The following is a 24,194-nucleotide window of genomic DNA, read 5'->3' on the forward strand; positions in this document are numbered from 1 at the left end:
TATCCGGCGTCGGCGGCGGCGAGGACGGCGGGCCGCACCCCGCGCACCGCGGGCGCCGGCACCGCGCGCGACTGGGCGGAGATCCAGGAACGCATGCTCGTCCCGCTGTACGAGGCGGTCTACGCCCGGCTGGAGATCGGCACCGGCACCCGGCTGCTGGGCGTCGGCTGCGGTTCGGGGCTGGCGCTGCTGATGGCCGCCGCCCGCGGCGCCGACGTCACCGGGGTCGAGCCGGACGAACGGCGGCTGGCGCTGGCCCGCGAACGCCTGCTGCCCGGTCCCCGCACCCGGCCCGCCCGGCCCCGTCCCGCACCGGCGCGGCTGGTGCGCGGCGGGCCGGAGGCGGTCGGCGGCACCGGGCGGGGTGCGGCGCCGTTCAACACGGTGACGGTCTTCGGGCCGGCCGGCGCCGACGTGCTGGGCGCGGCGGCCGCGCTGGCCGAGCCGGGCAGCCCGGTGATACTGGCCGGCTGGGGACCGCCGGAGCGGTGCGCGACCACCCGGGTGCTGCGGACGGCGGCGCCGTCGGCCACCGTGTCGCCGGCCGCCGGGCGCGACGGGCTGGAGGAACTGGCCCGCCGGGCCGGGCTGCGGCCGGACGGCTCGGGGCGGGTGGCCTGCCCGTTCGCCTACCCGGACATGGACAGCGCGGTGCGCGGCCTGGTCTCCACCGGTCTGCCGGACGCGCCGGACGGCCCCGCCGATCCCGACGTGGTCGCCAAGGACCTCACCGAGGCGCTGCACCCGTTCCGCCGCCCGGACGGCTCGGTCCGGATGGACAACGTCTTCCGCTACCTGATCGCACGGACGTGAGCGGGGACCGACCCGGGCGGGGACCGACCCCGGCACGGACCGACTGAGCACGGACGGACCTGGGTACGCACGGGCCCGAGCACGGCCGGACGTAAGCCCGCACGAACCCCCGCCGCACGGACCTCACCTCGCGCCGGCCCGTTCGCGCCGGCCCGTCACCGGCGGACCGTCAAGGGAGCGGCCACTCCTCGGCGGTCAGCGCGAAGCGCTCGTGGTCGCGCCAGGCGTCGTTGAGGTAGAGCATCCGCGGCGAGAAGCCCTCGTGGCGGAAGCCGAGGCGGCGGGCGAGGGCGATGGAGCGGGCGTTGCCCGGCTGGACGTTGATCTCCAGCCGGTGCAGCGCCAGGCCGTCGGGGAAGGGCGCGAAGCAGCGGGTGACGACCTGCCGCATGCCGAGGGTCATCCGGCCGGTGCCGGCGAACGGCAGGTAGGAGTCGTAGCCGAGCACCCCGTTGCCGAACCGGGCGCGGGAGATGCCGGAGACGTTGCACTTGCCGACGATGCCGCCGCTGTCGTCGTCGATGACGAGGTAGGTGCGCAGGCCGGGGCCCTGGCGGCGCATCAGGTCGTGGAGCCCGTCGGGTTCGACGGGGTTCCACTCCCCGATGTGTTCGGCCGACCGCACCACGGCCTCGGAATAGGGCACGGTGTCGCTCTCGCGCGGTGGCCGGATGTGTACGGTCATGGTCTCGCCGGTCGCCGGGGCCGCCCGGTCAGCCCATGAACTTCTTGAACTCGTCGGGCAGTTCGAACTGCCCGGCCTCGTCGGCACCGGGGACGCCGAACGCGCCGCCCTGGGCGGCCTGCTCGCGGCGGGCGGCCGCGGCGGCCTCCTCCTGCTTGCGCTTCATCGGGTTGCCGGAGCGCTGCTTGCCCTTGCCCTGCTTGATCTGCTTCTTCTTCTTGGCGCCGCCGCCGCCCATGCCCGGCATCCCCGGCATCCCCGGCATGCCGCCGCCCTGGGCCATCCGCGACATCATCTTGCGGGCCTCGAAGAACCGCTCGACCAGGTTCTTGACCGCGCCGACCTCGACGCCGGAGCCCTTGGCGATACGGGCGCGGCGCGAGCCGTTGATGATGGTGGGGTCCTGGCGCTCGCCGGGGGTCATCGACTTGATGATGGCGGCGGTGCGGTCCACGTCGCGCTCGTCGAGGTTGTTGATCTGGTCCTTGATCTGGCCCATGCCCGGCAGCATGCCCAGCAGCTTCGACAGCGAGCCCATCTTGCGGACCTGCTCCATCTGCTGGAGGAAGTCGTCGAGGGTGAACTCCTTGGGGCCCTTGGCCAGCTTGGCGGCCATCTTCTCGGCCTCGGCCTGGCTGAAGGTCTGTTCGGCCTTCTCGATCAGGCTCAGGACGTCGCCCATGCCGAGGATGCGGGACGCCATGCGGTCCGGGTGGAACGCGTCGAAGTCGTCCAGCTTCTCGCCGTTGGAGGCGAAGATGATCTGCTTGCCGGTGACGTGGGCCACCGACAGGGCGGCACCGCCGCGCGCGTCGCCGTCGAGCTTGGACAGCACGACGCCGTCGAAGCCCACGCCGTCGAGGAAGGCCTGCGCGGTGTTGACCGCGTCCTGGCCGATCATGGCGTCGACGACGAAGAGGATCTCGTCGGGGTGGACCGCGTCGCGGATGTCGGCGGCCTGCCGCATCAGCTCCTCGTCGATGCCCAGCCGGCCGGCGGTGTCGACGACGACCACGTCGAACTGCTTGGTCCTGGCGTAGCCGATCGAGTCCTCGGCGACCTTCACCGGGTCGCCGACGCCGTTGCCCGGCTCCGGGGCGTAGACCGCGACGCCGGCCCGCTCGGCGACGACGCTCAGCTGGTTGACCGCGTTCGGCCGCTGGAGGTCGCAGGCCACCAGCAGCGGCGCGTGGCCCTGGGTCTTCAGCCAGGCGCCGAGCTTTCCGGCCAGCGTGGTCTTACCGGCGCCCTGGAGGCCGGCGAGCATGATGACGGTCGGCGCGGTCTTGGCGAAGCGCAGCCGGCGGGTCTCACCGCCGAGGATGCCGACCAGTTCCTCGTTGACGATCTTGATGACCTGCTGGGAGGGGTTCAGCGCCCGGGAGACCTCGACGCCGAGCGAGCGCTCCTTGACCCGGCCGATGAACGCCCGGACCGCGGGAAGCGCGACGTCCGCCTCCAGCAGGGCGATGCGGATCTCGCGCGCGGTGGCGTCGATGTCCGCCTCGCTGAGGCGGCCTTTGCCCCGGAGGTTCTTGAACGTCGCTGCCAGGCGGTCGGAGAGGGTATCGAACACGGCGCTCGTCGGTCCTCGGGGTCGGGGGCGGGGGATCGTCCTCCAGGGTATCCGGACCGTACCCGTACGGTCTCCACCCCGGGGCCCATCGGCTCACCCCAGGGCCTTCTCCACCGCCTTCGCCACCTCGCGGGCCCGGTCGCCCGGCAGCGGGGAGCCGTCGGGGCCGACGAGGTAGAAGGCGTCGACGACGTCGGCGCCCAGCGTGCTGATGCGCGCGGCGCGGACCGAGACGCCGGGGGTGTCCTCCAGCGCGCGGCCGACCCGGTGCAGCAGGCCGGGGGCGTCGTGGGCGCGGACCTCGATGACGGTGGCCAGCTCGGAGGTGCCGGAGGCGACGGTGACGCGGGGCGGCGGGGCGGGCACGCCGCGGCGCCGCGGGTAGGCGGCCTCCCGTTCCGCGAGCCGGGACCCGATGTCCAGCGAGCCGTCGAAGGCGCGGGTGAAGTCGGCGCGCAGCCGGGCGGCCTCCGGCAGCGAGCCGTACTCGGCGGCCACCCGCCAGCTCAGCAGCGTCACCGGTCCGGCGCCGATCGGGTCGACCCGGCTGAGGTCGGCGGTGCGCACGGTCAGCCGGTGCAGGGCCAGCACGCCGGCCGCGGCGGGCAGCAGCCCCGGGCGGTCCGGCACCGCGAGCAGCAGCCGCACGCCGACCGGTTCGGTGCCGTCGCCGGGTTCGGTGCCGTCGGCGGGCGGTTCGGTCTCGGCGTGCAGCGCGAGGCAGAGGTGGCCGGTGCGGGCGGCCTCGACGGCCAGGCGTTCCTGCTCGGCGCTGGGCAGCGGGGAGGCGGCGACGGGCACGGTGCCGCCGGCCAGTACGGCGTCCACCCGGCGCACCAGGTCGGCGACGAGCGAGGCGCGCCAGGTGCTCCAGGCGGCCGGGCCGGTGGCCAGCGCGTCGGCCTCGGTCAGCGCGTGCAGCAGTTCCAGCGCCGGGCGGGAGGTGACGGCGGCGGCGACGGTCTCGACGGTGGCCGGGTCGTCCAGGTCGCGCCGGGTGGCGGTCTCGATGAGCAGCAGGTGGTGGCGGACCAGCACCGCGAGGGTGTCGGCGTCGGCGCGGCCGAAGCCGAGGCGGTGGGCGGCGTCGCGGGCGATGACCTCGCCGGCGGTGGAGTGGTCGCCGGGCCAGCCCTTGCCGATGTCGTGCAGCAGGGCGGCGATCAGCAGCAGGTCGGGGCGTTCCACGTCGCGGGTCAGGTCGCAGGCGCGCACCGCGGTCTCCACCAGGTGGCGGTCGACGGTCCAGCGGTGGACGGCGTTGCGCTGCGGGCGGAACCTGACGCGTTCCCAGTCGGGCAGCAGCCGGGTGATCAGGCCCTCGGACTCCAGCGCCTCCCACACCGGTACGGCGGCCGGCCCGGCGCCGAGCAGGGTGACGAGCTGTTCGCGGGCCTCGGCGGGCCACGGCACCGGCAGCGGCGGGGCGCCGGCGGCGAGGGCGCGGACGGTGAGCGGCGACAGCGGCAGGCCGGCCTGGGCGGCGGCGGCCGCGGCGCGCAGCGGCAGGACCGGGTCGCGGTCGACGCGGGCGGTGCGGGCGAGTACCGCCTCGCCGTCCTGCTCGACGACGCCGTCGGCCAGCGGGGTGCGTGTCGCGGTGTCGGGTGCGGAGCGGCCGCGGCCCAGCAGGGTGCGGATGCGGGGCTTGGCGGTGCGCGAGCGCAGGACGCGTTCGACGGCACGCCAGGTGACGTCGGTGGCGTAGGCGACGGTGCGGGCGGCCTCGTAGACGTGCCGCAGCAGGGTGTCGGCGTCGAGCAGGCCGAGGCGGGCGGCGACCTGGTCCTGTTCCTGCAGGGAGAGGCGGTCGGTGGCGCGGCCGGTGACCAGGTGCAGGGCGTCGCGGGCGTCGAGCAGCCGGGTGCGGGCCTGGTCGAGGCCGTCGCGGGGGGCGTCGGCGAGCCAGGAGGCGGCGACGGCGCGCAGCACGGTGGCGTCGCGCAGGCCGCCGTGCGCCTCCTTGAGGTCGGGTTCGAGCAGGTGGGCGAGTTCGCCCTGGCGGGCGGCGCGTTCCTGGGCGAGTTCGTGCAGTTCGGGCAGCCGGCGCGGGGCGGCGGCGCGCCAGTCGGTGAGGACGGCGGTGCGCAGCGAGGCGGTGAGCGCCCGGTCGCCGGCCAGGTGGCGGATGTCGAGCAGGCCGAGCTGGGCCTTGAGGTCGTCGGCGGCGGTCCTGCGGGCCTCGGCGGGGGTGCGGACCGAGTGGTCGAGTTCGAGGCCGAGGTCCCACACCGGGTACCACAGGTGGTCGGCGAGGGCGGCGATGTCGGCGGCGGAGTGGCTGCCGTCGTGCAGCAGGACGAGGTCGAGGTCGCTGCGCGGGGACAGTTCGCCGCGTCCGTAGCCGCCGACGGCGACCAGGCAGGTGCCGGGCGGTGCGGGGGCGAACAGCCGGGCGAGCCAGCTGTCGGTGAGGGCGGCGAGTTCGCGGCGGCGGTCGGGGCCGGGGCGGGTGTCCTGGCCGAGCAGGGCCAGCCGGGCCGCGGCGTAGCCGCCGTCGGGGGTGCGTGGGGTCGCGGAGTCGGTGCCGGACGTGCCGTCCGTGGGACCGCCGTGGGTGCGGTGGCTGTTGCGGTCGGCACGGTCGGTCATCCGGGTCTCCCCTCGGGCGCCGGGCGGCGCGGTGTGCTGCGGTGCTGCTGCGGCCGGACCGCCGCCCGGTGCGGGCGGCGGTCCGGGTCGTGCTGCGGGGTCGGCGCCGGTCAGAGGGCGTCGGGGCCGCGTTCACCGGTGCGGACCCGCACGGCGGTCTCGACGGGGACGCTCCAGACCTTGCCGTCACCGATCTTGCCGGTGCGGGCGGCCTTGACGACGACGTCGACGAGCTGTTCGGCGTCGGTGTCCTCCACCAGGACCTCTATGCGGATCTTCGGCACCAGGTCGACGGTGTACTCCGCGCCCCGGTAGACCTCGGTGTGCCCGCGCTGCCGTCCGTAGCCGCTGGCCTCGGTGACGGTCAGGCCGTGGACGCCGAACTCGCGCAGCGCCTCCTTGACCTCGTCGAGCCGGTGCGGCTTGATGACCGCGGTGATGAGCTTCATGCGTCCACCTTCGGGGACTTGTCGGCGGTGTTGGTGTCGACGGAGGCGAGGGCGCTGCGCACGGCCGAGCCGATGCCGGCGAAGTCGTAACCGGTCTCGGCGTGTTCCGCGGAGTCGATGCCGGAGACCTCGACCTCTTCGGTGACGGTGAAGCCCATCACCATGTCGATGCCCTTGGCAAGGAGGCCGGAGACCACCAGGGAGTACACCAGCACGGCGGCGACACCGACGCACTGCTTGCCCAGCTGGTCCCAGCCGCCGCCGTAGAACAGGCCCTTGGCGGTCTGGCCGACGCCGCCGGTGGCCAGGAAGCCGATGGACAGCGAGCCGACGATGCCGCCGACCATGTGGACGCCGACCACGTCGAGGGAGTCGTCGAAGCCGAGCTTGAACTTCATCCCGACGGCCCAGGCGCAGATGACGCCGGTGACGATGCCGAGCAGGATCGCGCCGAGCGGGGAGACCGAGCCGCAGGCCGGGGTGATGGCGACCAGGCCGGAGACCGCGCCGGAGGCGGCGCCGAGGGTGGTGAACGAGCCGTGCCGCAGCTTTTCGTAGCCGAGCCAGCCGAGCATGGCGGCGGCGGTGGCGACCTGGGTGTTGGTGAACGCCGCGCCGGCCACGCCGTCCGCGCCGAGCCAGGAGCCGGCGTTGAAGCCGAACCAGCCGAACCACAGCAGGCCGGCGCCGAGCATCACCAGGGGCAGGTTGTGCGGGCGCATCGGGTCCTTGTTGAAGCCGACGCGCTTGCGGATGACCAGGATCGCGCCGAGGGCGGCGGCGCCGGCGTTGATGTGGACCGCGGTCCCGCCGGCGAAGTCGATGACGCCGAACTTGTACAGCCAGCCGCCGGAGCCCCAGACCCAGTGGGCGACCGGGAAGTAGACCAGGGTGGCCCACAGCGCGATGTAGAGGGTCCAGGCGGTGATCTTGACCCGGTCGGCGAGGGCGCCGCTGATGAGGGCCGGGGTGATGATGGCGAACATCAGCTGGAAGGCGGCGAAGACGTAGATCGGGATGCCGTACCCGGGCCACAGTTCGGCGATTCCGATGTGCCGCATGCCGAGCCAGTCGGTGCCGCCGATGACGCCGCCGTGGTCGGTGCCGAAGGCTTCGGAGAATCCGTAGAGCGTCCACAGGATGGTGATGACGGCGATGCTGATGAAGCTCATCATGAGCATGTTCAGCACGCTCTTGACCCGGACCATGCCGCCGTAGAAGAAGGCGAGTCCGGGGGTCATCACCAGCACCAGCGCGGCGCTGATCAGCATGAAGGCGGTGTGGCCCGTGTCCAGGACGGGCTTGTCGGCGGCAAGCGTCGTCATGATGCCAGTCGGCATCGGCGTCTCCTCGTCGTCGGGCGGCCCGTACGAGGGGGGATGCGTGTGGGCCGGGGGTTATGCCCATGAGAGTTCCCCCCGCGGGTTTCGATCGCCGCAGATCGGTGTTTCGCAGATGTGACGAACAGGACACGCGTGTTACGCCCGGATGAACGTCGGCACTCCGGACCGGGTGGCCGCGCCGGGTTTCGTATACGCGGGGGAACGGGCCGGCGCGCTGCCGTATACGCGCGGGCGGCGGCCGGACGGGGACCGGCCGCCGCGAACGCCCTGCGACCTTGGGCGGGGGAGCCTCATCGGTTTGTCGTGGACGTCCGCGGCGGCCGGCGCGCGGGGTGGGGGGAGGGTGGGTCCGGTCAGACGGCGCGCTGGTCGAGGGCCTCGGTGTCGTCGGGCAGTTCGGCGCGCAGCCGGTCGCGCAGCGCGTGCACCTCGGCGACCCGGCCGTAGTCGCGCACGGCGGTGCAGGTGGTGCGCCGGATGCGGGTGTTGACCCGTTCGGAGCGGACCTTGCGGGCGACGTCCATGGCCCGGTGGGTGAGTTCGGCGGCCTGCCCGGGGTCCTTCTCCAGCAGGTGGACGGTGGCCAGCCCGATGAGGTTGAGCGCGTAGGAGCGCTGGTGCTCGGCGTCGTCGGCGAACAGCTCGACCGCCCGGGTCATCACCGGCCGGGCCAGCGAGGCGTAGGTGGGGCTGCGGCCGGCCACGTAGGCCAGGTCGCGGTAGGAGTGGGCGTTCTCCGCGTTCAGTTCGGCCTCGGAGAAGAACCGGATCCAGTCGGGGTCCTCGGCGGCCTGCCGGTCGGTGAAGGCGTCCTCGGCCATCCGTACCGCGCGGTGGCACTTCTGCACGTTGCCCAAGCTGGCGTAGGCGCGCGCCTCCATGGCGTGGAGCATGGACGCGGTGGTGGCGGTGGCGGTGTCGCGGCTGCCGTACTGGCCGAGGTGGATGAGTTCCAGGGCGTCGGCGGGGCGGCCGAGGTGGATCATCTGGCGGCTCATGTTGGCCAGCACGTACGCGCCGAGCGGCCGGTCGCCGGCCTCCTTGGCGGCGTGCAGGGCCAGCACGAAGTACTTCTGCGCGGTGGGTTGCAGGCCGACGTCGTAGCTCATCCAGCCGGCCAGCTCGGCGAGTTCGGCGGTGACCCGGAACAGCCGTTGGGCGGTGGCGCGCGGGTGCGGCTCCTGGAGCAGGTCGGTGACCTCGTGCAGCTGGCCGACGACCGCCTTGCGGCGCAGGCCGCCGCCGCACTGGGCGTCCCAGGTGCGGAACATGACGGTGGTGGCCTCCAGCTGCTCCAGCTCCGGGCCGGACAGCCGGGTGGGGTGGGCGGAGCGCGGCGCGCGGGCGGCGGGCACCGGGGCCGGCCCGCCGGGGGTGGACACCAGCCAGCGCTGCATCGGCTCGACCAGCGCGGGGCCGGCCGACAGCATGAGTGAGGCGCCGAGGAAGCCGCGGCGGCCCAGCATCAGGTCGCTGCGGGAGAACTCGCTGAGCAGCTGCACGGTCTGCGGCGCGGCCCACGGCAGGTCGACGCCGGAGGTGGCGGGCGGCTGGTGGGCGGAGCGCAGTCCGAGGTCCTCGGCGGCGACGACCTGGCCGAGGCGTTCGGAGAACAGTTCCGACAGGATGCGCGGGATCGGCTCGCGCGGCTGCTCACCGTCGAGCCAGCGCCGCACCCGGGAGGTGTCGGTGCTGACGTGGGTGGCGCCGATCTGCCGGGCCCGCCGGTTGACCTGCCGGGCCACCTCGCCCTTGGACCAGCCGCTGCGGGCGAACCAGGAGTTGAGCCGCTCGTTGGGCTGCTTGTCCCCCGGTCCGCACCCGGGCCCGTCGTCGATCCGGTCCCGCGGCTGGGATACGCCACCGCCGAAACCACCCCCGGCGCCACTGTCGGCGCCACTGTCGAAGCCACCCCCGAAGCCGTCGCCGCCGAAGCCGTCGCCGAAGCCGTCGCCGCCGAAGCCGCTGTCGAAGCCGCCGCCGTCCGCGTCCGCACCGTGAGTGCCGTTGCCGCCCACCGGAACGCCCCCATCCCGATTGTGTCGCCGATCATGAATGGACCACCGCCGGTCGGGCGTTCCCTCGTGGGCCGTGAACCGAAAGTAATCCTACGATCACGGTTCGAGCCAGGGTGCCTGCGCAAACGCCACCATTCGCCACCCCTTCGAATGAACTTCGTGCTGGTGCCGCGCGCTTGACTTGACGAAGGAACCACACGGCGAGGCGGAGTGAGGCAGGTACGGAGTGCGCGTTCCGGCTCGTGTCCACCCTGTGCCGACCGGGCGGGCGTAACCAATCCGGTCGCTGAGTGTTGGAGGTGACATGGTCTTCACGATCGGCAGTCTGCGGGGGATGCGCGCCGGCGCCCCCGGAGCACGCCGCCGCGTGCGGGGCTCGATCTGCTCCCTGGTCGCGGAGTACACCGGCCTGCACGGCTGGACGGTGACGCCCGGCGCGCGGGTGCGGCGCGACGGTGCCTGCGACTGCGGCGACCCGTGCTGCGCGGCGCCCGGCGCCCATCCGCTGGGGTACGCGCCGCGGATTCCGGCCGGCACCCGGCGCGAGGAGGTGGCCGAGGCCTGGGGGCTGACGCCGGACGCGTCGGTGCTGCTGGCGGCCGGGCGCGGCTTCGACGTGCTGGACGTGGCGGAGCAGGTCGGCTGCCGGGCGCTGGTGCGGCTGGAACGCATGGGGTTGCGGCTGGGGCCGGTGCTGGCCACCCCGGACGGCCGCGCGCTGTTCTTCGTCGCGCCGGGCGCCGCCGCGGAACTGCCCCGGCTGCTGTACCGCATGGGGTGGGACGACGCCGGGCTGGACCTGCGGTGCCTGGGCCGCGGCGACCACGTCACCGCGCCGCCGTCCGATCTCGGCGCGCTGGGCCCGGTGCGCTGGCTGCGCCCGCCGTCCCCGGACCGGCAACCCCCCGAGGCCCGGCTGCTGCTCGGCACGCTGGCCTACGTCTGCCACCGGCACGGGTCCCTGGTCCGCTCCTGACCCCGGTCGGCGGGTCCGTGCGGGGGTGCGTGCGCTGCGCCGGCGGGGGCGGCGGGCCGGCGGGGTGCGCGCCGTCGGCGGGGGCCAGCCGTCGCAGGTGCGGCGGGTGCACGGCGACGGCAGGCGCGGCTGACGCAGCGGTCGCGGAACGCGTGAGGGGTCCGGAACGCGTGAGGGGCGCCCGTGGACACGGGCGCCCCTCACGCGGTAACGGCTTGCGGTGCCTCAGTCGCCGATCAGCGCGTCGACGAACGCCTCCGGCTCGAACGGCGCCAGGTCGTCCGGTCCCTCGCCCAGGCCGATCAGCTTCACCGGCACGCCCAGTTCCCGTTGCACCGCCACCACGATGCCGCCCTTGGCGGTGCCGTCCAGCTTGGTCAGCGCGATGCCGGTGATGTCGACGACCTCGGCGAAGACCCGGGCCTGGACCAGGCCGTTCTGGCCGGTGGTGGCGTCCAGCACCAGGATGACCTCGTCGAGCGGGCCGTGCTTTTCCACCACCCGCTTGACCTTGCCGAGCTCGTCCATCAGGCCGGTCTTGGTGTGCAGCCGGCCCGCGGTGTCGATGAGCACCACGTCGGCGCCCTCCGCGATGCCCTCCTTGACCGCGTCGAACGCCACCGACGCCGGGTCGCCGGCCTCCGGGCCGCGCACGGTGCGGGCGCCGACCCGCTCGCCCCAGGTCTGCAGCTGGTCGGCGGCGGCCGCCCGGAAGGTGTCGGCGGCGCCGAGCACCACGCTGCGCCCGTCGGCCACCAGCACGCGGGCGATCTTGCCGGTGGTGGTGGTCTTGCCGGTGCCGTTGACCCCGACGACCATCAGCACGGCCGGCTGGTCCAGCGGGCTCTCGGTGTGCAGGGTGCGGTCGAGGTCGGTGCCGATCAGGGTCAGCAGTTCCTCGCGCAGCAGGGCCCGCAGTTCGGCCGGGGTGCGGGTGCCCAGCACCCGGACCCGGGCCCGCAGCCGTTCGACGAGCTCCTGGGTCGGGGCCACCCCGACGTCCGCGGTCAGCAGGGTCTCCTCGATCTCCTCCCAGGTGTCCTCGTCGAGGTGCTCGCGCGACAGCAGCGTCAGCAGGCCCTTGCCCAGGGTGTTCTGCGAACGCGACAGCCGCGAGCGCAGCCGCACCATCCGGCCGGCCGCCGGTTCCGGGGTCTCCAGCGGCGGGGCGAGCGCGGCGGCCGCGGCCTCGTCGGCCTCCCCCGGCGGCGCGGTGGCCACCGGGGCCTCGGGGAGGCCGACCTCCTCGACGGTGCGGCGTTCGGGATCGCGGGGGGCCTCGGCGTCCTCGCCGACCTGCGGCTCGGCCGGCGGGGCGCTGCCCGCGCGATCGGTGGGCGTCGGCGGCTGCGCCCGGCGGCGGCGCAGGCCGCCGACCACGAGTCCGCTGATCGCGCCGACCACGACCAGGGCGATGACTACAGCAAGGATGACGGTTTCCATAACGCCCCCAGTATCGGCCACGTCCCGCGCGGCGGTCGAGGAAGCCCGACCGCCGTTGTCAGCCCATGTCCTCCAGCTTCTTGCCCTTCGTCTCGCGGACCAGGAACGCCACGAACGGGATCGACAGCAGCGCGAAGCACGCGTAGATGATGTACGCGCCCGACAGGTCCCAGTCCGACAGCGTCGGGAACGTCACGGTGATGAGCCAGTTGGCGATCCACTGCGCGGCGGCGCCGACGCCGAGGGCGGCGGCCCGGATGCGGTTGGGGAACATCTCGCCCAGCAGCACCCACACCACGACACCCCACGACAGGGCGAAGAACAGCACGAAGGTGTGCGCGGCGATCAGGGCCGTGGTGCCCTGGCCGCTGGGCAGGCTGATGTGCGTGCCGGTGCCGGTCTTGTAGGAGAACGCCCAGGCGGCGGTGGCCAGCGACAGCATCATGCCGACCGAGCCGATCAGCAGCAGCGGGCGGCGGCCGAAGCGGTCGACGAAGATCATCGCGATGACGGTGCCGATGACGTTCACGATCGAGGTGGTGAAGGAGTACAGGAACGAGCTGGTGGGGTCGATGCCGACCGACTGCCACAGCGACGAGGAGTAGTAGAAGATCACGTTGATGCCGACGAGCTGCTGGAACATCGACAGGCCGATGCCGATCCAGACGATCGGCAGGAACAGCCCGCGCCCGCCCAGCAGGTCCTTGAAGGTGGGCTTGTGCTCCCGGCGCATCGCGTGGCGGATCTCGGCGACCCGCTCGTCGAGGTCGACGTCGTCGTCCTCGACCTCGGCCAGTACCTTGCGGGCCGCCTCGTCCTTGCCGGCCTCCAGCAGGTAGCGCGGCGACTCGGGGATGACCAGCGACAGCAGCCCGTAGATGATCGAGGGCACGACCATCACGCCGAGCATCCACTGCCAGGCCTCCAGGCCGCCGAGCTTGCCGCGCTGGTTGCCGTTGGCCCATTGCAGGATGCCGTAGTTGACCAGCTGGGAGATGGCGATGCCGACCACGATCGCCGCCTGCTGGAAGGAGGCGAGCCGGCCGCGGTAGGCGGGCGGGGAGACCTCGGCGATGTAGGCCGGGCCGATGACCGAGGCCATGCCGATGGCGAAGCCGCCGATGACCCGCCACAGGGTCAGTTCCCACACCGCGGTGGGCAGCGCGGAGCCGATCGCGCTGACGGTGAACATGGTCGCGGCGATCTGCATGACCCGGATGCGGCCGATCTTGTCCGCGAGCCGGCCCGCGGTGGCGGCGCCGACCGCGCAGCCGAGCAGCGCCGCGGCCACCACCTGGGCCAGCAGGGTGCTGCCCAGGTCGAAGCGGCCCTTGATGCCGACCACCGCGCCGTTGATGACGGAGCTGTCGTAGCCGAACAGGAAGCCGCCCATCGCGGCGGCCGCGGTGATGAAGATGACGTGCACGAGATGGTCCGGCCGCGCCGGTGGCGTGCCGTGCGGAACGTTCTGCGCGGTGTCGGTCAACGTGAACTCCTCGGGCGCGGCGCCGGGCCCTGGGGCGGACGGGGCCTGGACCCTTGAGTCTCGGTCGGTCCGGGCGCCGCCACCATTCGGCCACGGCCCCGGGGTGCGGCGGATCCCGGGCGGGACACGGGGTTCACGTGTTCATGTCGTTGGACCATTCGGTGCGTGTGCCCGCCCGCCGGGCGGACATGCCGGGCCCGCGGCCGGTGGTGATCACATCGCACGGGCGGGTTCGCGGCGGCTGTCGCGCAGCCGCTGGCTGATCACCTTCGACACCCCGTCACCCTGCATGGACACGCCGTAGAGCGCGTCGGCGACCTCCATGGTGCGCTTTTGATGGGTGATCACGATGAGCTGCGAGGACTCCTGGAGTTCGCGCATGAGCCCGATGAGCCGCTGGAGGTTGGTGTCGTCCAGCGCCGCCTCGACCTCGTCCATGACGTAGAACGGGCTGGGGCGGGCCTTGAAGATCGACACCAGCAGGGCCACCGCGGTCAGCGAGCGCTCCCCGCCCGACAGCAGGGACAGCCGCTTGACCCGCTTGCCCGGCGGGCGGGCCTCGACCTCCACACCGGTGGTGAGCATGTCGTCGGGGTCGGTCAGGATCAGCCGCCCCTCCCCGCCGGGGAAGAGCCGGGAGAAGACGCCTTCGAACTGCCGTGCGGTGTCGTGGAAGGCGGCGCTGAAGACCTGTTCGACCCGCTCGTCGACCTCCTTGACGACCTGGAGCAGGTCGGTCCGGGTCTTGCGCAGGTCCTCCAACTGCTCGTTGAGGAACTTGTGCCGTTCCTCCAGCGCGGCGAACTCCTCCAGCGCCAGCGGGTTGACCTTGCCGAGCTGCTGGTACGCCCGCTCCGCCGCCCGCAGCCGCTTCTCCTGCTCGGCGCGGACGTAGGGGCGCGGCGCCGGCTCCTCCTCGCGGGTCTCGCCTTCGGCGGGCGGGCCGGCCGGGACGAGCCGGCCGGGGCCGTACTCGGCGACCAGGGCGGCGGCCGGCATGCCGTGCTCCTCCAGCGCCCTGGCCTCCAGCTGTTCGATGCGCAGCCGCTTCTCCGCGCCCAGCACCTCGCCGCGGTGCACGAAGTCGGTGAGCTTGTCGAGCTCGCCCTTCAGACCGCGGGCGGCGTCGCGTTCGGCGGTCAGCGCCGCCTCCCGCTCGGCCCTGGCGGCCTCGGCGGCGGCGCGTTCGCGTGCGGCGCGGGCCAGCGAGACGGTCACGTACTCCAGCAGGCCGCGGGCGCCGCCCAGCACCGCGCCGGCCGTGCGGGCCTCGTACGCCAGCCGGGCGCGGCGGTGTTCGGCGCGGGCCCGGGTCTCGCGTTCGGTCCGGGCGGCGCGGTCGAGGGCGTCGGCGCGGCCGGCCAGCGCCTTGACGCGTTCCTCGTGGGTGCGCAGCTGGAGCCGGGCCTCCATCTCGGTCTGCCGGGCGTTGGCGCCGTCGGCGGCGAGCCGGTCGCGGGCAGAGGTGTCGGGTTCCTCGTCGGCGGGGCCGTCCTCGGCCTCGTGCAGGCGTTCGCTGAGCGCGGCGAGGTCCTGGCGGGCGGTCTCCAGCGCCTCGCGGGCCCGGGCGACGGCGGCGGCGCCGCGTTCGGCCTCACCGGCGGCGCCGCGGGCCTGCCCGGCGAGCCGGCCGAGCTGCTGGCCGACGGCGGATCGTTCCTTCTCCGCGGTGCGGCGCCGGGCCGCCAGCTGTTCGACCGCGCGGGCGGCGGCGGCCCTGCGGTCCTTGGCGGTGTGCTGTTCCGCCGCCAGGGCGGCGCACCGCACGGCCAGCGTCTCCAGGCCGGCGGCCGCCTCGTCGACGGCGGCCCGCACCTCCAGCAGGCTGGGCGCCCCGGCCGAGCCGCCGTGGGCGTACCCGGCCGACAGCAGGTCGCCGTCGGCGGTGACCGCGGTGACGCCGGGGTGGCGGGCGACCAGCTCCTCGGCGGCGGCCAGGTCGGCGACCACCACCACCGACGCCAGCAGCGCGCGCACCGCGGGCAGCAGCGCGGCCGGGCCGGTGACCAGGCGGGCGGCCGCGGTGCCGCCGGGCGATACGGCGGCCGGCGCCGGCTCGGGGGCGCCGCCGATCAGCAGGGCGGCGCGGCCGCCGTCACCGTCGCGCAGCAGGCGCAGCGCCCGGACGGCGGCGGGCGGGCTGTCGACGGCGACGGCGTCGGCGGCGGCGCCCAGGGCGGCGGCGACCGCGACCTCGTGGCCGGGGCGGACGGTGAGCAGTTCGGCGGCCGGGCCGAGCAGGCCGGTGAGCCGGTCGGCGGCGTCGAGCAGTATGCCGGTGCCGTCCTTGCGGCGCAGGCCCAGCGCGAGCGCGTCACGGCGGGCGGTGAGGGCGGCGCGTTCGCGCTCCGCGGCGGTGGCGGCCTCCCGGGCGGTGCCCAACTCCTCCTCGGCGTCGGCCTGTTCGCGCCGCGCCCGGTCGTGGGCGGCTTCGAGTCCGGCGTCGCCGGCGTCGAGCGCGTCGACGCGGGCCTGGAGTTCCTCGTACTCCTCCTGGGCGGTGACCGCGCGGTCGGCGGCCTCCTGCTGGGCGGTGGCCAGCCGGCCGATCTCGGCCTCGGCGGCGGTGGCACGGCTGCGGGCGGCGTTGACCTGGCCGTGCAGCCGGGCGAGTCCCTCGCGGCGGTCGGCGATGGCCCGGGCGGCGGCGCGCAGCCGGGACTCCTCGGCGGCCAGGGCGCGTTCGAGGTCGGCGCGGTGCGCGACGGTGTCCTCCAGCGCGAACTCGGCGGCCTCCAGGGCGGCGGTGAGTTCAGCCTCCTGCTCGCGGACCCGGGCCGCCTCGCGTTCCAGCTCCTCCGGTTCGCGGCCGCGGCGTTCCTCGGGCTGTTCGGCGGTGGCGTGCCGGACGCGCTGTTCGGCCAGGCCGATGGTGCCGCGGACCCGTTCGGCCAGCTGGGACAGCTCGTACCAGGTCTGCTGGGCGGCGTCGACCGCGGGGGCCAGCCGCCGGGTCTCCTCCTCCAGGCGGGCCTCGCGGCGGGCGGCGGCGGCGACTTCGGCCTCGACCGTGTCGCGGCGCTCCTTCAGCGCGGCCTCGTCGGCGATCTCGGCGCGCAATGCGTCGTGCAGGGTGACCAGGTCGTCGGCGAGCAGCCGCAGGCGGGCGTCGCGCAGGTCGGCCTGGATGACGGCGGCCCGGCGGGCGACGGCGGCCTGCCGGCCCAACGGCTTGAGGCGGCTGCGCAGTTCGGAGGTGAGGTCGCCGACCCGGGCGAGGTTGGCCTGCATCGCGTCCAGCTTGCGCAGCGCCTTCTCCTTGCGCTTGCGGTGCTTCAGGACGCCGGCCGCCTCCTCGATGAAGGCGCGGCGGCCCATCGGGTCGGCGTGCAGCACGGAGTCGAGCTGGCCCTGGCCGACGATGACGTGCATCTCGCGGCCGATGCCGGAGTCCGACAGCAGTTCCTGGATGTCCAGCAGCCGGCAGGTGTCGCCGTTGATCTGGTATTCGCTGCCGCCGTTGCGGAACATCGTGCGGGTGATGGTGACTTCGGCGTACTCGATCGGCAGCGCGCCGTCGGCGTTGTCGATGGTGAGGGAGACCTCGGCGCGGCCGAGCGGGGGGCGGCCGGTGGTGCCGGCGAAGATGACGTCCTCCATCTTGCCGCCGCGCAGGGACTTGGCGCTGTGTTCGCCCATCACCCAGGTCAGCGCGTCCACCACGTTGGACTTGCCGGAGCCGTTCGGGCCCACGACGCAGGTGATGCCGGGCTCGAACCGCAACGTGGTGGCGGAGGCGAAGGACTTGAAGCCGCGCAGGGTCAGGCTCTTCAGGTGCATGCCGGCTCTCCTCCTGCTGTGGTGCGAGCAGTCGGACTCTACAGTTCGAGCGCGGTTTCACCGGGGAGGCGGCAGGGCACATCAGACGGTAAGGCGTCGGCGACGCGAGGGCGGGGACCGAGGGGGTACGGCTGGCGGCGGACGCGGAGCGGTTCCGGACGGCGAGGCGCACCGAGGGCGCACCGAGGGCACACCGGGGACAAACCGGAGACATGACGAAGGGACGCCGAAGCGTCCCTCGCAGTGCACAGTGGCGGATGCCGGATACCGGTCAACCGTCGATCAGGTCCGGCGGAACACCGGACCGGGTCGGGGCGGAGCGGAATCAGGTCCCAGAACGGGATTACGCGAGAGCGGGCTCCGCCTGGGGTACGTCGAAGCTGCTGAGAAGCGAGTCCTCACGCGACGAGGCAAGCATGTCGTTTTCGGCCTGCATCCGGACGAGCTCGGATTCCAGGTCCTGGACACGCTGCTGGAGTCGTCGCATCTCGGCGAGGATCCGCGGGTCCGTGCCGCCGACGTAACCGAGAAGCGCCTTTGCCATGATGGATGATCCTCCACGCTGAGTGACCCACCGAAACCGGTATGGGTCGTCAGAAGGGTTGTCGGCACCCGCTGCTGGGCCGTCGCCATCGTGCACGTCCGTCGTCGCCACGGCCAAACAGTTGAGGTGCCCGGGGGTTCCAGAGTCTCACCAAATGGGAGGGCGGTCAACACGATCACAGCCCGACCGTCCGGCATGCCGCCTCGAAACGCGGCCCCGGAGGAGCCGCGGAGTGCACCCCGCGTGGGCTTGGAGATCATCCTTGTTGCCGCAGCCTGGCACGCCGGAGCGGAAATGGCAACACCCGATCCGCGGTCCAACACGCCCGTAACCCGTGGTATTCGTCCTCCTTTCGCGACATAACACGGCAAACCGCAGCACATGGCCTTCCGTGCGGCCGTCATCGGATCAGAAACCCGTCGTATCCGCCGCGGGCCGGCCCCCATATCTCGGTGACCCCGTCGACCCGGCCGGGCGTGTCACCGTGCCGCAGCCACTCCAGCAGCCGCTCGCACGGCTCCCGGGCACCCTCGGCGACGACCTGGACCCGGCCGTCGTCCAGGTTGGAGGCGTAGCCGGTCAGCCCACCGGTCTCCAGCGCGGTCGCCCGCGTCCACCACCGGAACCCCACCCCCTGCACCCGGCCGCGCACCCAGGCGGTCATCCGGACGGGCGGCGCGGCGGAAGCGGTACGCGCTCCGGCGGAAGCGTTTTCCGCTCCGGAGGCCGAGGGGGCCTGCGCTCCGGCGGCCGAGGGGACCTGCGCGCCGTCCGGGGAGGAGGCGGCCGGTGAGGCCGCGATCCCCTCCAAGGAATCGGCCTCCGGTGAGGCCGCGGTTCCGCCCGGGGAGGAAGGGGCGGCCGGGGTCCGCGAGGGCGGGCGGGGGCTTTCGTCCGGGTCGCCGGAATCGTTCGGGTGTTCGCTTCGGAGTGCGTCGGTCACCCAGCGAAGGCTATCCGGCGAATGTCGCCCGGCTCACTTCCGTCACGGCCCGGGTTCGGTAGTGTCACGCCCCAGCTCGCATTCACTCATTCGGGTGAACGAGATCCGGGAAGCGAGGCCGTACGCATGGGGCGCCATGGACGCAACTCCCCCCGCGCCGCCGCACCGGCGACCGGTCACCGCCGGCCCCGGCGCCGCAGTCCGGTCGCCCGCACCGGCCTGCTGGGCGCGTCGGCCGCGATGGCGGTCGGCGCGGTCGCGGTGGTCACCGGTTTCCTGCCCACCCCGGGCAGCCTGGCCGGCGCCGACCACGTCCACGGCGACCCGGGTTCGTCCGGCAACCTCAGCCGGGCCGACGGCACCCCGACCCCGCTGACCGGCGAAGCGACCGGTGCCGGCGCCACCGGCAGCGGTACGCCGGGCGGGGCGGCCGGCACCGCGAGCGCGCACGCCTCGCCCACCCGGACCACGGCACGCCCCTCGACGCCGGTCAGCCACCGCCCGGCCGCCACCGCCACCCCGGCCGCGACACCGGCGCACACCGCGACGGCCGCCACCCTGGCCGCGGCTCCGCCCGGCGGGGCCGCCGCCGCGCAGGTCGCGCAGGTGCTGACGCTGGTCAACCAGCAGCGGGCCCAGGCAGGCTGCCGGCCACTGACCGCCAACGCCCGACTGGCCGAGCTGGCCGGGGACTTCAGCGACGAGATGGCCGCCCGCGGTTTCTTCGACCACACCGACCCGGACGGCCAGACCCCCTGGAACCGGGCCGCCGCGCTGGGCATCACCAACCTCGGCGGCGAGAACATAGCCGAGGGCCAGGCGGACGCCCGGGCCGTGATGACCGCCTGGATGAACAGCCCCGGCCACCGGGCCAACATCCTCGACTGCGATTACCACACCATCGGCATCGGCCTGCACTACGCGACCGGCTCGCAGTCCGGCGGTCCCTGGTGGACCCAGGACTTCGGCTACTGACCGGCGGCACCGGCCGCCGTCACGCCGCGCGCGGCGGCCGCTGGCAGGACGGGCAGAAGTAGCTGGAGCGGTTCATCCACGGCCGGCGGCGGATCGCGGTGCCGCAGCGGCGGCACGGCTCGTCCTCGCGGCCGTAGGCGTCCAGCGACCGGTCGAAGTAGCCGGACTCGCCGTTGACGTTGACGTAGAGGCTGTCGAAACTGGTACCGCCCACGTCGAGGGCCGCGGTCATCACCGCCCGTACGTGGCCGACGAGTTCGGCGGTGCGCGGCCGGGTCAAGGTGGCGGTGGGCCGCTCGTAGTGCAGCTTGGCCCGCCACAGCGACTCGTCGGCGTAGATGTTGCCGACGCCGCTGATCAGCGACTGGTCGAGCAGGGCCCGTTTGACGGTGGTGCGCCGGCGGACCAGCGCGGCGTGGAAGGCGTCCTCGTCGAAGACCGGCTCCAGCGGGTCCGGGGCGATGTGGGCCAGCGGCTCGGGCAGCCCGGCGGCGGCGTCCGGACCACCGCCGACCTGCTCGTGCACCGACAGGCCGCCGAAGGTGCGCTGGTCGACGAAGCGCAGTTCGGTGCCGAGGTCGTCGGCGAACCGCACCCGGATCCGCAGGTGCTTCTCGTCCGGCGCGTCGTGCGGCTGGACCAGCAGCTGGCCGCTCATGCCGAGGTGGCCCAGCAGCGAGGTGCCGGTCTCCCCCAGCGGCAGCCACAGGTACTTGCCGCGCCGCCGCGCCGGCCCCAGCGCGACCCCGCGCAGCCGGGCGGCGAAGTCACCGGGGCCCTGGAGGTGGCGGCGTACCGCGCGCGGGTGGCGGACCTCGGCCTCCTGCACGGTGCGGCCGGTGACCCAGCGCTCCAGTCCGCGCCGGACGACCTCGACCTCGGGCAGCTCAGGCATCAACACTCCGGAGAAGTATCGCGGGCCCGCCGCGCCACGAGGGCGGGACGGGCCCGGGAAGGGTGGTGCTGCAACGTTCCGGGTCCGGTTCCCGGCCGCAGCCGGGAACCGGACACCGTCAGCTCGCGGCGGTGTCCGCCGTGGCCTGGGCGGCCGCCCGATCGGCGGCCTCGCGCTTCGCGCGGATCTCCCGCCAGGCGGATTCCGCGGCCTGCTGTTCGGCTTCCTTCTTGCTGTGGCCGGTGCCGGTGCCGTACGTGACACCACCGACGCGGGCGGCAGCCGTGAAGGTCTTCTCGTGGTCCGGACCGGCCTCGCTGACCAGGTACTCCGGCACGCCCAGCCCCTCGGTGGCGGTGAGCTCCTGGAGGCTGGTCTTCCAGTCCAGGCCGGCGCCGAGGTTGGAGGACTTCTCGATCAGCGGGTCGAAGAGCCGGTGCACGAGAGCGGACGCGGCGTCCAACCCCTGGTCGAGGTAGACCGCGCCGATCACCGCCTCCAGCGTGTCGGCCAGGATGGACGCCTTGTTGCGTCCTCCGGTGCCTTCCTCGCCCCGGCCGAGCCGGATGAAGCTGCCCAGTTGCAGCTCACGGGCGACCTCGGCGAGGGCCCGTGAGTTGACGACCGCGGCCCGCAGTTTGGCCAGTTGGCCTTCCGGCAGGTCGGGATGGACGCGGTAGAGCGTGTCGGTGACGACCAGCCCGAGCACCGAGTCCCCGAGGAACTCCAGTCGCTCGTTGGTCGGCAGCCCGCCGTTCTCGTAGGCGAACGAGCGGTGGGTCAGCGCACGCACCAGAAGGGCGGGTTCGAGTGTGTACCCGAGCCGCCCTTCCAGAAGCGTGTGGGACGAGGCTGCCTTGGTGGAGTCTGCCGACGACTTGGCGTCTGACATGGAGCCTGTCACCCGCCGATCAGACCTCGAGGACCTGACGGCTGTTGTAGGTGCCGCAGCTCGGGCACGCGATGTGCTGGAGCTTCGGCTCGTGGCAACGCTCGCACGCGACCAGGGTCACGGGCGCAGCCTTCCACTGCGAACGGCGGTGGCGCGTGTTGCTGCGCGACATCTTCCGCTTCGGAACAGCCACGGCTAACTCTCCTGCTTCTCGTCGGCGCCGCCCTCGGCACCGCTGACGTGGTCCTGCCCGCCGTCCTGTGCGTAGGAATCGGCGAGTCCCTGCAAAGCCGCCCAACGGATGTCGGAGGCGTCGTGGTGGTGACCGGGATCGTCCATCAGCCGTGCCCCGCATTCGGAACACAGACCAGGGCAGTCCTCCTGGCACACCGGCTGCAACGGCAGTGCGAGCACCACCGCGTCCCGCAGCACGGGTTGAAGATCGAACATCTCGTCGATGAGGACGAGATCCTGCTCCTCGTCGCCGTCGGTGTCATCGGCGGGGGTGCCGCCGAACCGTTCGCCGGCGTCCGGGTAGGAGTACAGCTCCTGGAAGTCGGCGTCGAGCTTGCGCCCGATCGGCTCCAGACACCTTACGCACTCGCCGGTGACCGGCGCATGGGCGGTGCCACTGACGAGCACACCCTCCATGACCGACTCCAGCCGCAGCTTCAGCTCGACCGACGTCTTCTCCGGCACCCCGATCACGCCGGCCAGACCGAGGTCGGCGGGGGCGGGGACGGTGCGGGAGACCTTCTTCATCGCGCCAGGACGGCGCCCCAGCTCACGTGTGTCGAACACGAGCGGGTCGCGGTGGTCGAGGCGGGCGTTGATGGCTTCCTGCTTTCCTTGCGAGTGGCGTCCGACGTGCGGTGATGGTCGCCGCGCGGCACGGGCCCACGGGAAGGCGGGCAGCCGGAACCGGCGGATTCATCGGCCGGAGGTGTCAGGATACTGGACAAGCGGCGCGGGCCCAACTCCGGGCCCGGCTCAGTGGCCCTGCTCCAGCTGCCGCAGCGCGTCGAGGTCGAGCATGCTGGTGTCGAAGAAGCTGGTCTCGTCCAGCCCGGCCGGCTGCGGCTGCTGCGCGTAGTGCTGCTGGTGCGGCACCATCGCCTGCTGCTCGTAGCCGCCCTGCTGCTGCCAGGTGTACGCGGCGGGGTCGGCGTACTCCGGCTGCTGCTGGGGGTCGGTGTACTCGGGCTGCTGCTGCGGGTAGCCGTAGGCGTCGTAGCCGGGCTGCGGCTGCCGCTGGTAGGGGTCCTGGGCGTAGACCGCGGCGGGCTCCTGGGCGGGGTAGCCCTGGGCGGCGGCCGGGGCGTACTCGGGCTGCTGCTGTCCGTAGCCGTAGCCGTCGGCCACCGGCACCTCCTGCGGCACCGGCTGCGGGGCGGCGGCCGGCGCGGGCAGCGGCACCGCGCCGGACAGGTGGGCCAGGAACTCGTCGTCGGTCTGCCGGGCCGGGCCGCCGTCGGCCAGGTCCTGGGCCGCCATGTGGGCCGCCAGCTCGTCGACCGCGCGGTGGCCGGTGAGCTTCTGCCGGCCGCGGCCGACCGCCTCCAGCGTCTTGGCGAGCACCGCCTCGAACGCGCCGAGCTTGGTGTCGACGTAGGCGTCCGCGCGGCGGCGCAGCTCGGCCGGGTCGGCGGTGCGCTCCGGGGGCTCGTCGTCGTCGTAGCCGTAGCCGTCCTCGCCGGGGTCGCGGCCCAGCAGCTTCTCGCGGCCGCGGTCGACCGAGCCGATGGTCTTGGTCAGGACGACCTCGAAGTTGGCGAGCTTGCTGTCGACGTAGTCGTCGGCCTCGACCCGGATCTCCTCGGCCTCGCGGCGGGCCTCGGTGAGGATGCGGTCGGCCTCCTCCTGCGAGCGCCGGGCCACCTCGGTGTCGGAGACCAGCGAACCGCGGTGCTGGTGGGCGGACTCGATGATCCGCTCCGCCTCGGCCTGCGCCTCGGCGACCACCTGCTCGCGGTCGCCCAGCATGGCCCGCGCCTCGGCCAGCGACTCCGGCAGCGCGCCGCGCACCTCGGTGAGCAGGGCGAGCAGGTCGGCCCGGTTGATCACGCAGGAGGCCGACATCGGCATGGAGCGCGCGCCTTCGACTGCCGCGACGATCTCGTCGAGCTTGTTCTGCACGTCCATGGCTACGTCCCTGCTCCTCGGTGTGTGCCTCGGCGGAACCCGTCGGGGACCCCGGCGCGAGCCGGGCGGGTCAAGCAGACTCTACGACCACCGGCCCGGCCGGGCACACCTGCTGCTGAGGCGGCCCGGCCGGCGGCCGGCGGCGGTCAGCGACGGGCCAGCCGGTCGCGCAGCGCGGCGAGCACCCGCTCCGGGACCAGGTGGGAGACGTCGCCGCCCCACTGGGCGACCTCCTTGACCAGGCTGGAGGACAGGAAGCTGTAGGTGGGGTTGGTGGGGACGAACAGCGTCTCCACGCCGGACAGGCCGTTGTTCATCTGGGCCATCTGGAGCTCGTAGTCGAAGTCGCTGACCGCGCGCAGGCCCTTGACGATGGCCGGGATCTCCCGCTGCCGGCAGAAGTCGACGAGCAGGCCGTGGAAGGCCTCCACCTCGACGTTGCCGAACTCGGCGGTGACCTCCTGGATCAGCGCGATCCGCTCCTCGACGGTGAACAGGCCCTGCTTGGAGTTGTTGATCATCACCGCGACGTGCACGACGTCGTACAACCGGGAGGCGCGGGCGATGATGTCGAGATGTCCGTTGGTGATGGGGTCGAAGGACCCGGGACAGACGGCGCGGCGCAACAGTTGTTCCTCGCTC

19 protein-coding genes and 1 pseudogene are annotated in these 24,194 nt (G+C 73.6%); 3 read left to right on the forward strand and 17 right to left on the reverse strand.

What is annotated here, in order from left to right; genetic code table 11:
* Window positions 1-813 (forward strand): methyltransferase domain-containing protein (locus POF43_RS29885; protein ID WP_372516156.1); only part of this gene is annotated, 813 nt, incomplete at its 5' end.
* 169 nt (window positions 814-982) lie between these two features.
* Here the strand turns inward: POF43_RS29885 and POF43_RS29890 are convergent.
* The 6 genes from POF43_RS29890 to nsdA form a co-directional block, all read right to left on the reverse strand.
* Window positions 983-1,498 carry a GNAT family N-acetyltransferase gene (locus POF43_RS29890; RefSeq protein WP_271316286.1) on the reverse strand — a complete coding sequence of 172 codons (516 nt, stop codon included), beginning with the start codon at window positions 1,496-1,498 and terminating at the stop codon, window positions 983-985.
* Window positions 1,499-1,526: 28 nt separating this feature from the next.
* A complete protein-coding gene (ffh, locus tag POF43_RS29895) occupies window positions 1,527-3,074 on the reverse strand; it encodes a signal recognition particle protein (RefSeq protein WP_271324424.1) in 1,548 nt (515 codons plus the stop codon).
* Window positions 3,075-3,167: 93 nt separating this feature from the next.
* The gene (locus tag POF43_RS29900) at window positions 3,168-5,666 is read right to left on the reverse strand and encodes a [protein-PII] uridylyltransferase (protein ID WP_271324423.1); all 2,499 of its coding nucleotides are present in this window, start codon (window positions 5,664-5,666) and stop codon (window positions 3,168-3,170) included.
* A 110-nt stretch (window positions 5,667-5,776) separates the two neighbouring features.
* Complete coding sequence (locus tag POF43_RS29905) at window positions 5,777-6,115, reverse strand: P-II family nitrogen regulator (protein ID WP_271316283.1); 339 nt, start codon at window positions 6,113-6,115, stop codon at window positions 5,777-5,779.
* Window positions 6,112-7,455, reverse strand: a complete 1,344-nt coding sequence (locus POF43_RS29910; protein ID WP_271316282.1) for an ammonium transporter — start codon at window positions 7,453-7,455, stop codon at window positions 6,112-6,114. The genes POF43_RS29905 and POF43_RS29910 overlap by 4 nt, the downstream gene beginning before the upstream one ends.
* A 356-nt stretch (window positions 7,456-7,811) precedes the next feature.
* Window positions 7,812-9,296 carry a transcriptional repressor NsdA gene (gene nsdA, locus POF43_RS29915; RefSeq protein ID WP_271318262.1) on the reverse strand — a complete coding sequence of 495 codons (1,485 nt, stop codon included), beginning with the start codon at window positions 9,294-9,296 and terminating at the stop codon, window positions 7,812-7,814.
* 484 nt (window positions 9,297-9,780) lie between these two features.
* Here nsdA and POF43_RS29920 point away from each other — a divergent pair, with 484 nt between their 5' ends.
* Window positions 9,781-10,452 (forward strand): bifunctional DNA primase/polymerase, encoded by a 672-nt coding sequence (locus POF43_RS29920; protein ID WP_271325599.1) that lies wholly within the window; start codon window positions 9,781-9,783, stop codon window positions 10,450-10,452.
* 225 nt (window positions 10,453-10,677) lie between these two features.
* Here the strand turns inward: POF43_RS29920 and ftsY are convergent, their stop codons facing one another.
* From ftsY to POF43_RS29945, 5 genes and pseudogenes are all read right to left on the reverse strand, one after another.
* Entirely contained in the window at window positions 10,678-11,895 is a 1,218-nt protein-coding gene (gene ftsY, locus POF43_RS29925) for a signal recognition particle-docking protein FtsY (protein ID WP_271323136.1), read from the reverse strand.
* A 58-nt stretch (window positions 11,896-11,953) separates the two neighbouring features.
* On the reverse strand, window positions 11,954-13,381 hold the full coding sequence (locus tag POF43_RS29930; RefSeq protein WP_271323137.1) for a sugar porter family MFS transporter: 1,428 nt from the start codon (window positions 13,379-13,381) through the stop codon (window positions 11,954-11,956).
* Between the two features lie 213 nt (window positions 13,382-13,594).
* Entirely contained in the window at window positions 13,595-17,161 is a 3,567-nt protein-coding gene (gene smc / locus POF43_RS29935) for a chromosome segregation protein SMC (RefSeq protein WP_271323138.1), read from the reverse strand.
* A gap of 343 nt (window positions 17,162-17,504) precedes the next feature.
* The gene (locus POF43_RS29940; protein WP_271316419.1) at window positions 17,505-17,705 is read right to left on the reverse strand and encodes a hypothetical protein; all 201 of its coding nucleotides are present in this window, start codon (window positions 17,703-17,705) and stop codon (window positions 17,505-17,507) included.
* Between the two features lie 400 nt (window positions 17,706-18,105).
* Window positions 18,106-18,375: pseudogene (locus POF43_RS29945) on the reverse strand (acylphosphatase); the annotation flags it as partial.
* Window positions 18,376-18,774: 399 nt separating this feature from the next.
* Here POF43_RS29945 and POF43_RS29950 point away from each other — a divergent pair.
* A complete protein-coding gene (locus POF43_RS29950) occupies window positions 18,775-19,623 on the forward strand; it encodes a CAP domain-containing protein (protein WP_271323139.1) in 849 nt (282 codons plus the stop codon).
* Window positions 19,624-19,642: 19 nt separating this feature from the next.
* Here POF43_RS29950 and mutM read toward each other — a convergent pair whose 3' ends face one another.
* The 6 genes from mutM to coaD all read right to left on the reverse strand — a co-directional run bounded on the left by mutM (window position 19,643) and on the right by coaD (window position 24,178).
* Window positions 19,643-20,518, reverse strand: coding sequence for a bifunctional DNA-formamidopyrimidine glycosylase/DNA-(apurinic or apyrimidinic site) lyase (gene mutM, locus POF43_RS29955; protein ID WP_271323140.1), 876 nt, complete (start codon window positions 20,516-20,518; stop codon window positions 19,643-19,645).
* 118 nt (window positions 20,519-20,636) lie between these two features.
* The gene (rnc, locus tag POF43_RS29960; RefSeq protein ID WP_271314304.1) at window positions 20,637-21,410 is read right to left on the reverse strand and encodes a ribonuclease III; all 774 of its coding nucleotides are present in this window, start codon (window positions 21,408-21,410) and stop codon (window positions 20,637-20,639) included.
* A gap of 19 nt (window positions 21,411-21,429) precedes the next feature.
* A complete protein-coding gene (gene rpmF / locus POF43_RS29965) occupies window positions 21,430-21,603 on the reverse strand; it encodes a 50S ribosomal protein L32 (protein ID WP_271314305.1) in 174 nt (57 codons plus the stop codon).
* A 2-nt stretch (window positions 21,604-21,605) separates the two neighbouring features.
* Entirely contained in the window at window positions 21,606-22,244 is a 639-nt protein-coding gene (locus POF43_RS29970) for a YceD family protein (RefSeq protein ID WP_271314312.1), read from the reverse strand.
* 156 nt (window positions 22,245-22,400) lie between these two features.
* On the reverse strand, window positions 22,401-23,552 hold the full coding sequence (locus tag POF43_RS29975; RefSeq protein WP_271323141.1) for a F0F1 ATP synthase subunit B: 1,152 nt from the start codon (window positions 23,550-23,552) through the stop codon (window positions 22,401-22,403).
* A gap of 146 nt (window positions 23,553-23,698) precedes the next feature.
* Window positions 23,699-24,178, reverse strand: coding sequence for a pantetheine-phosphate adenylyltransferase (gene coaD, locus POF43_RS29980; protein WP_271314313.1), 480 nt, complete (start codon window positions 24,176-24,178; stop codon window positions 23,699-23,701).
* Window positions 24,179-24,194: the final 16 nt, after the last annotated feature.

Origin of the sequence: Streptantibioticus silvisoli, assembly GCF_027947535.2 — a bacterium.
Lineage (GTDB): Bacteria > Actinomycetota > Actinomycetes > Streptomycetales > Streptomycetaceae > Streptantibioticus_C > Streptantibioticus_C silvisoli.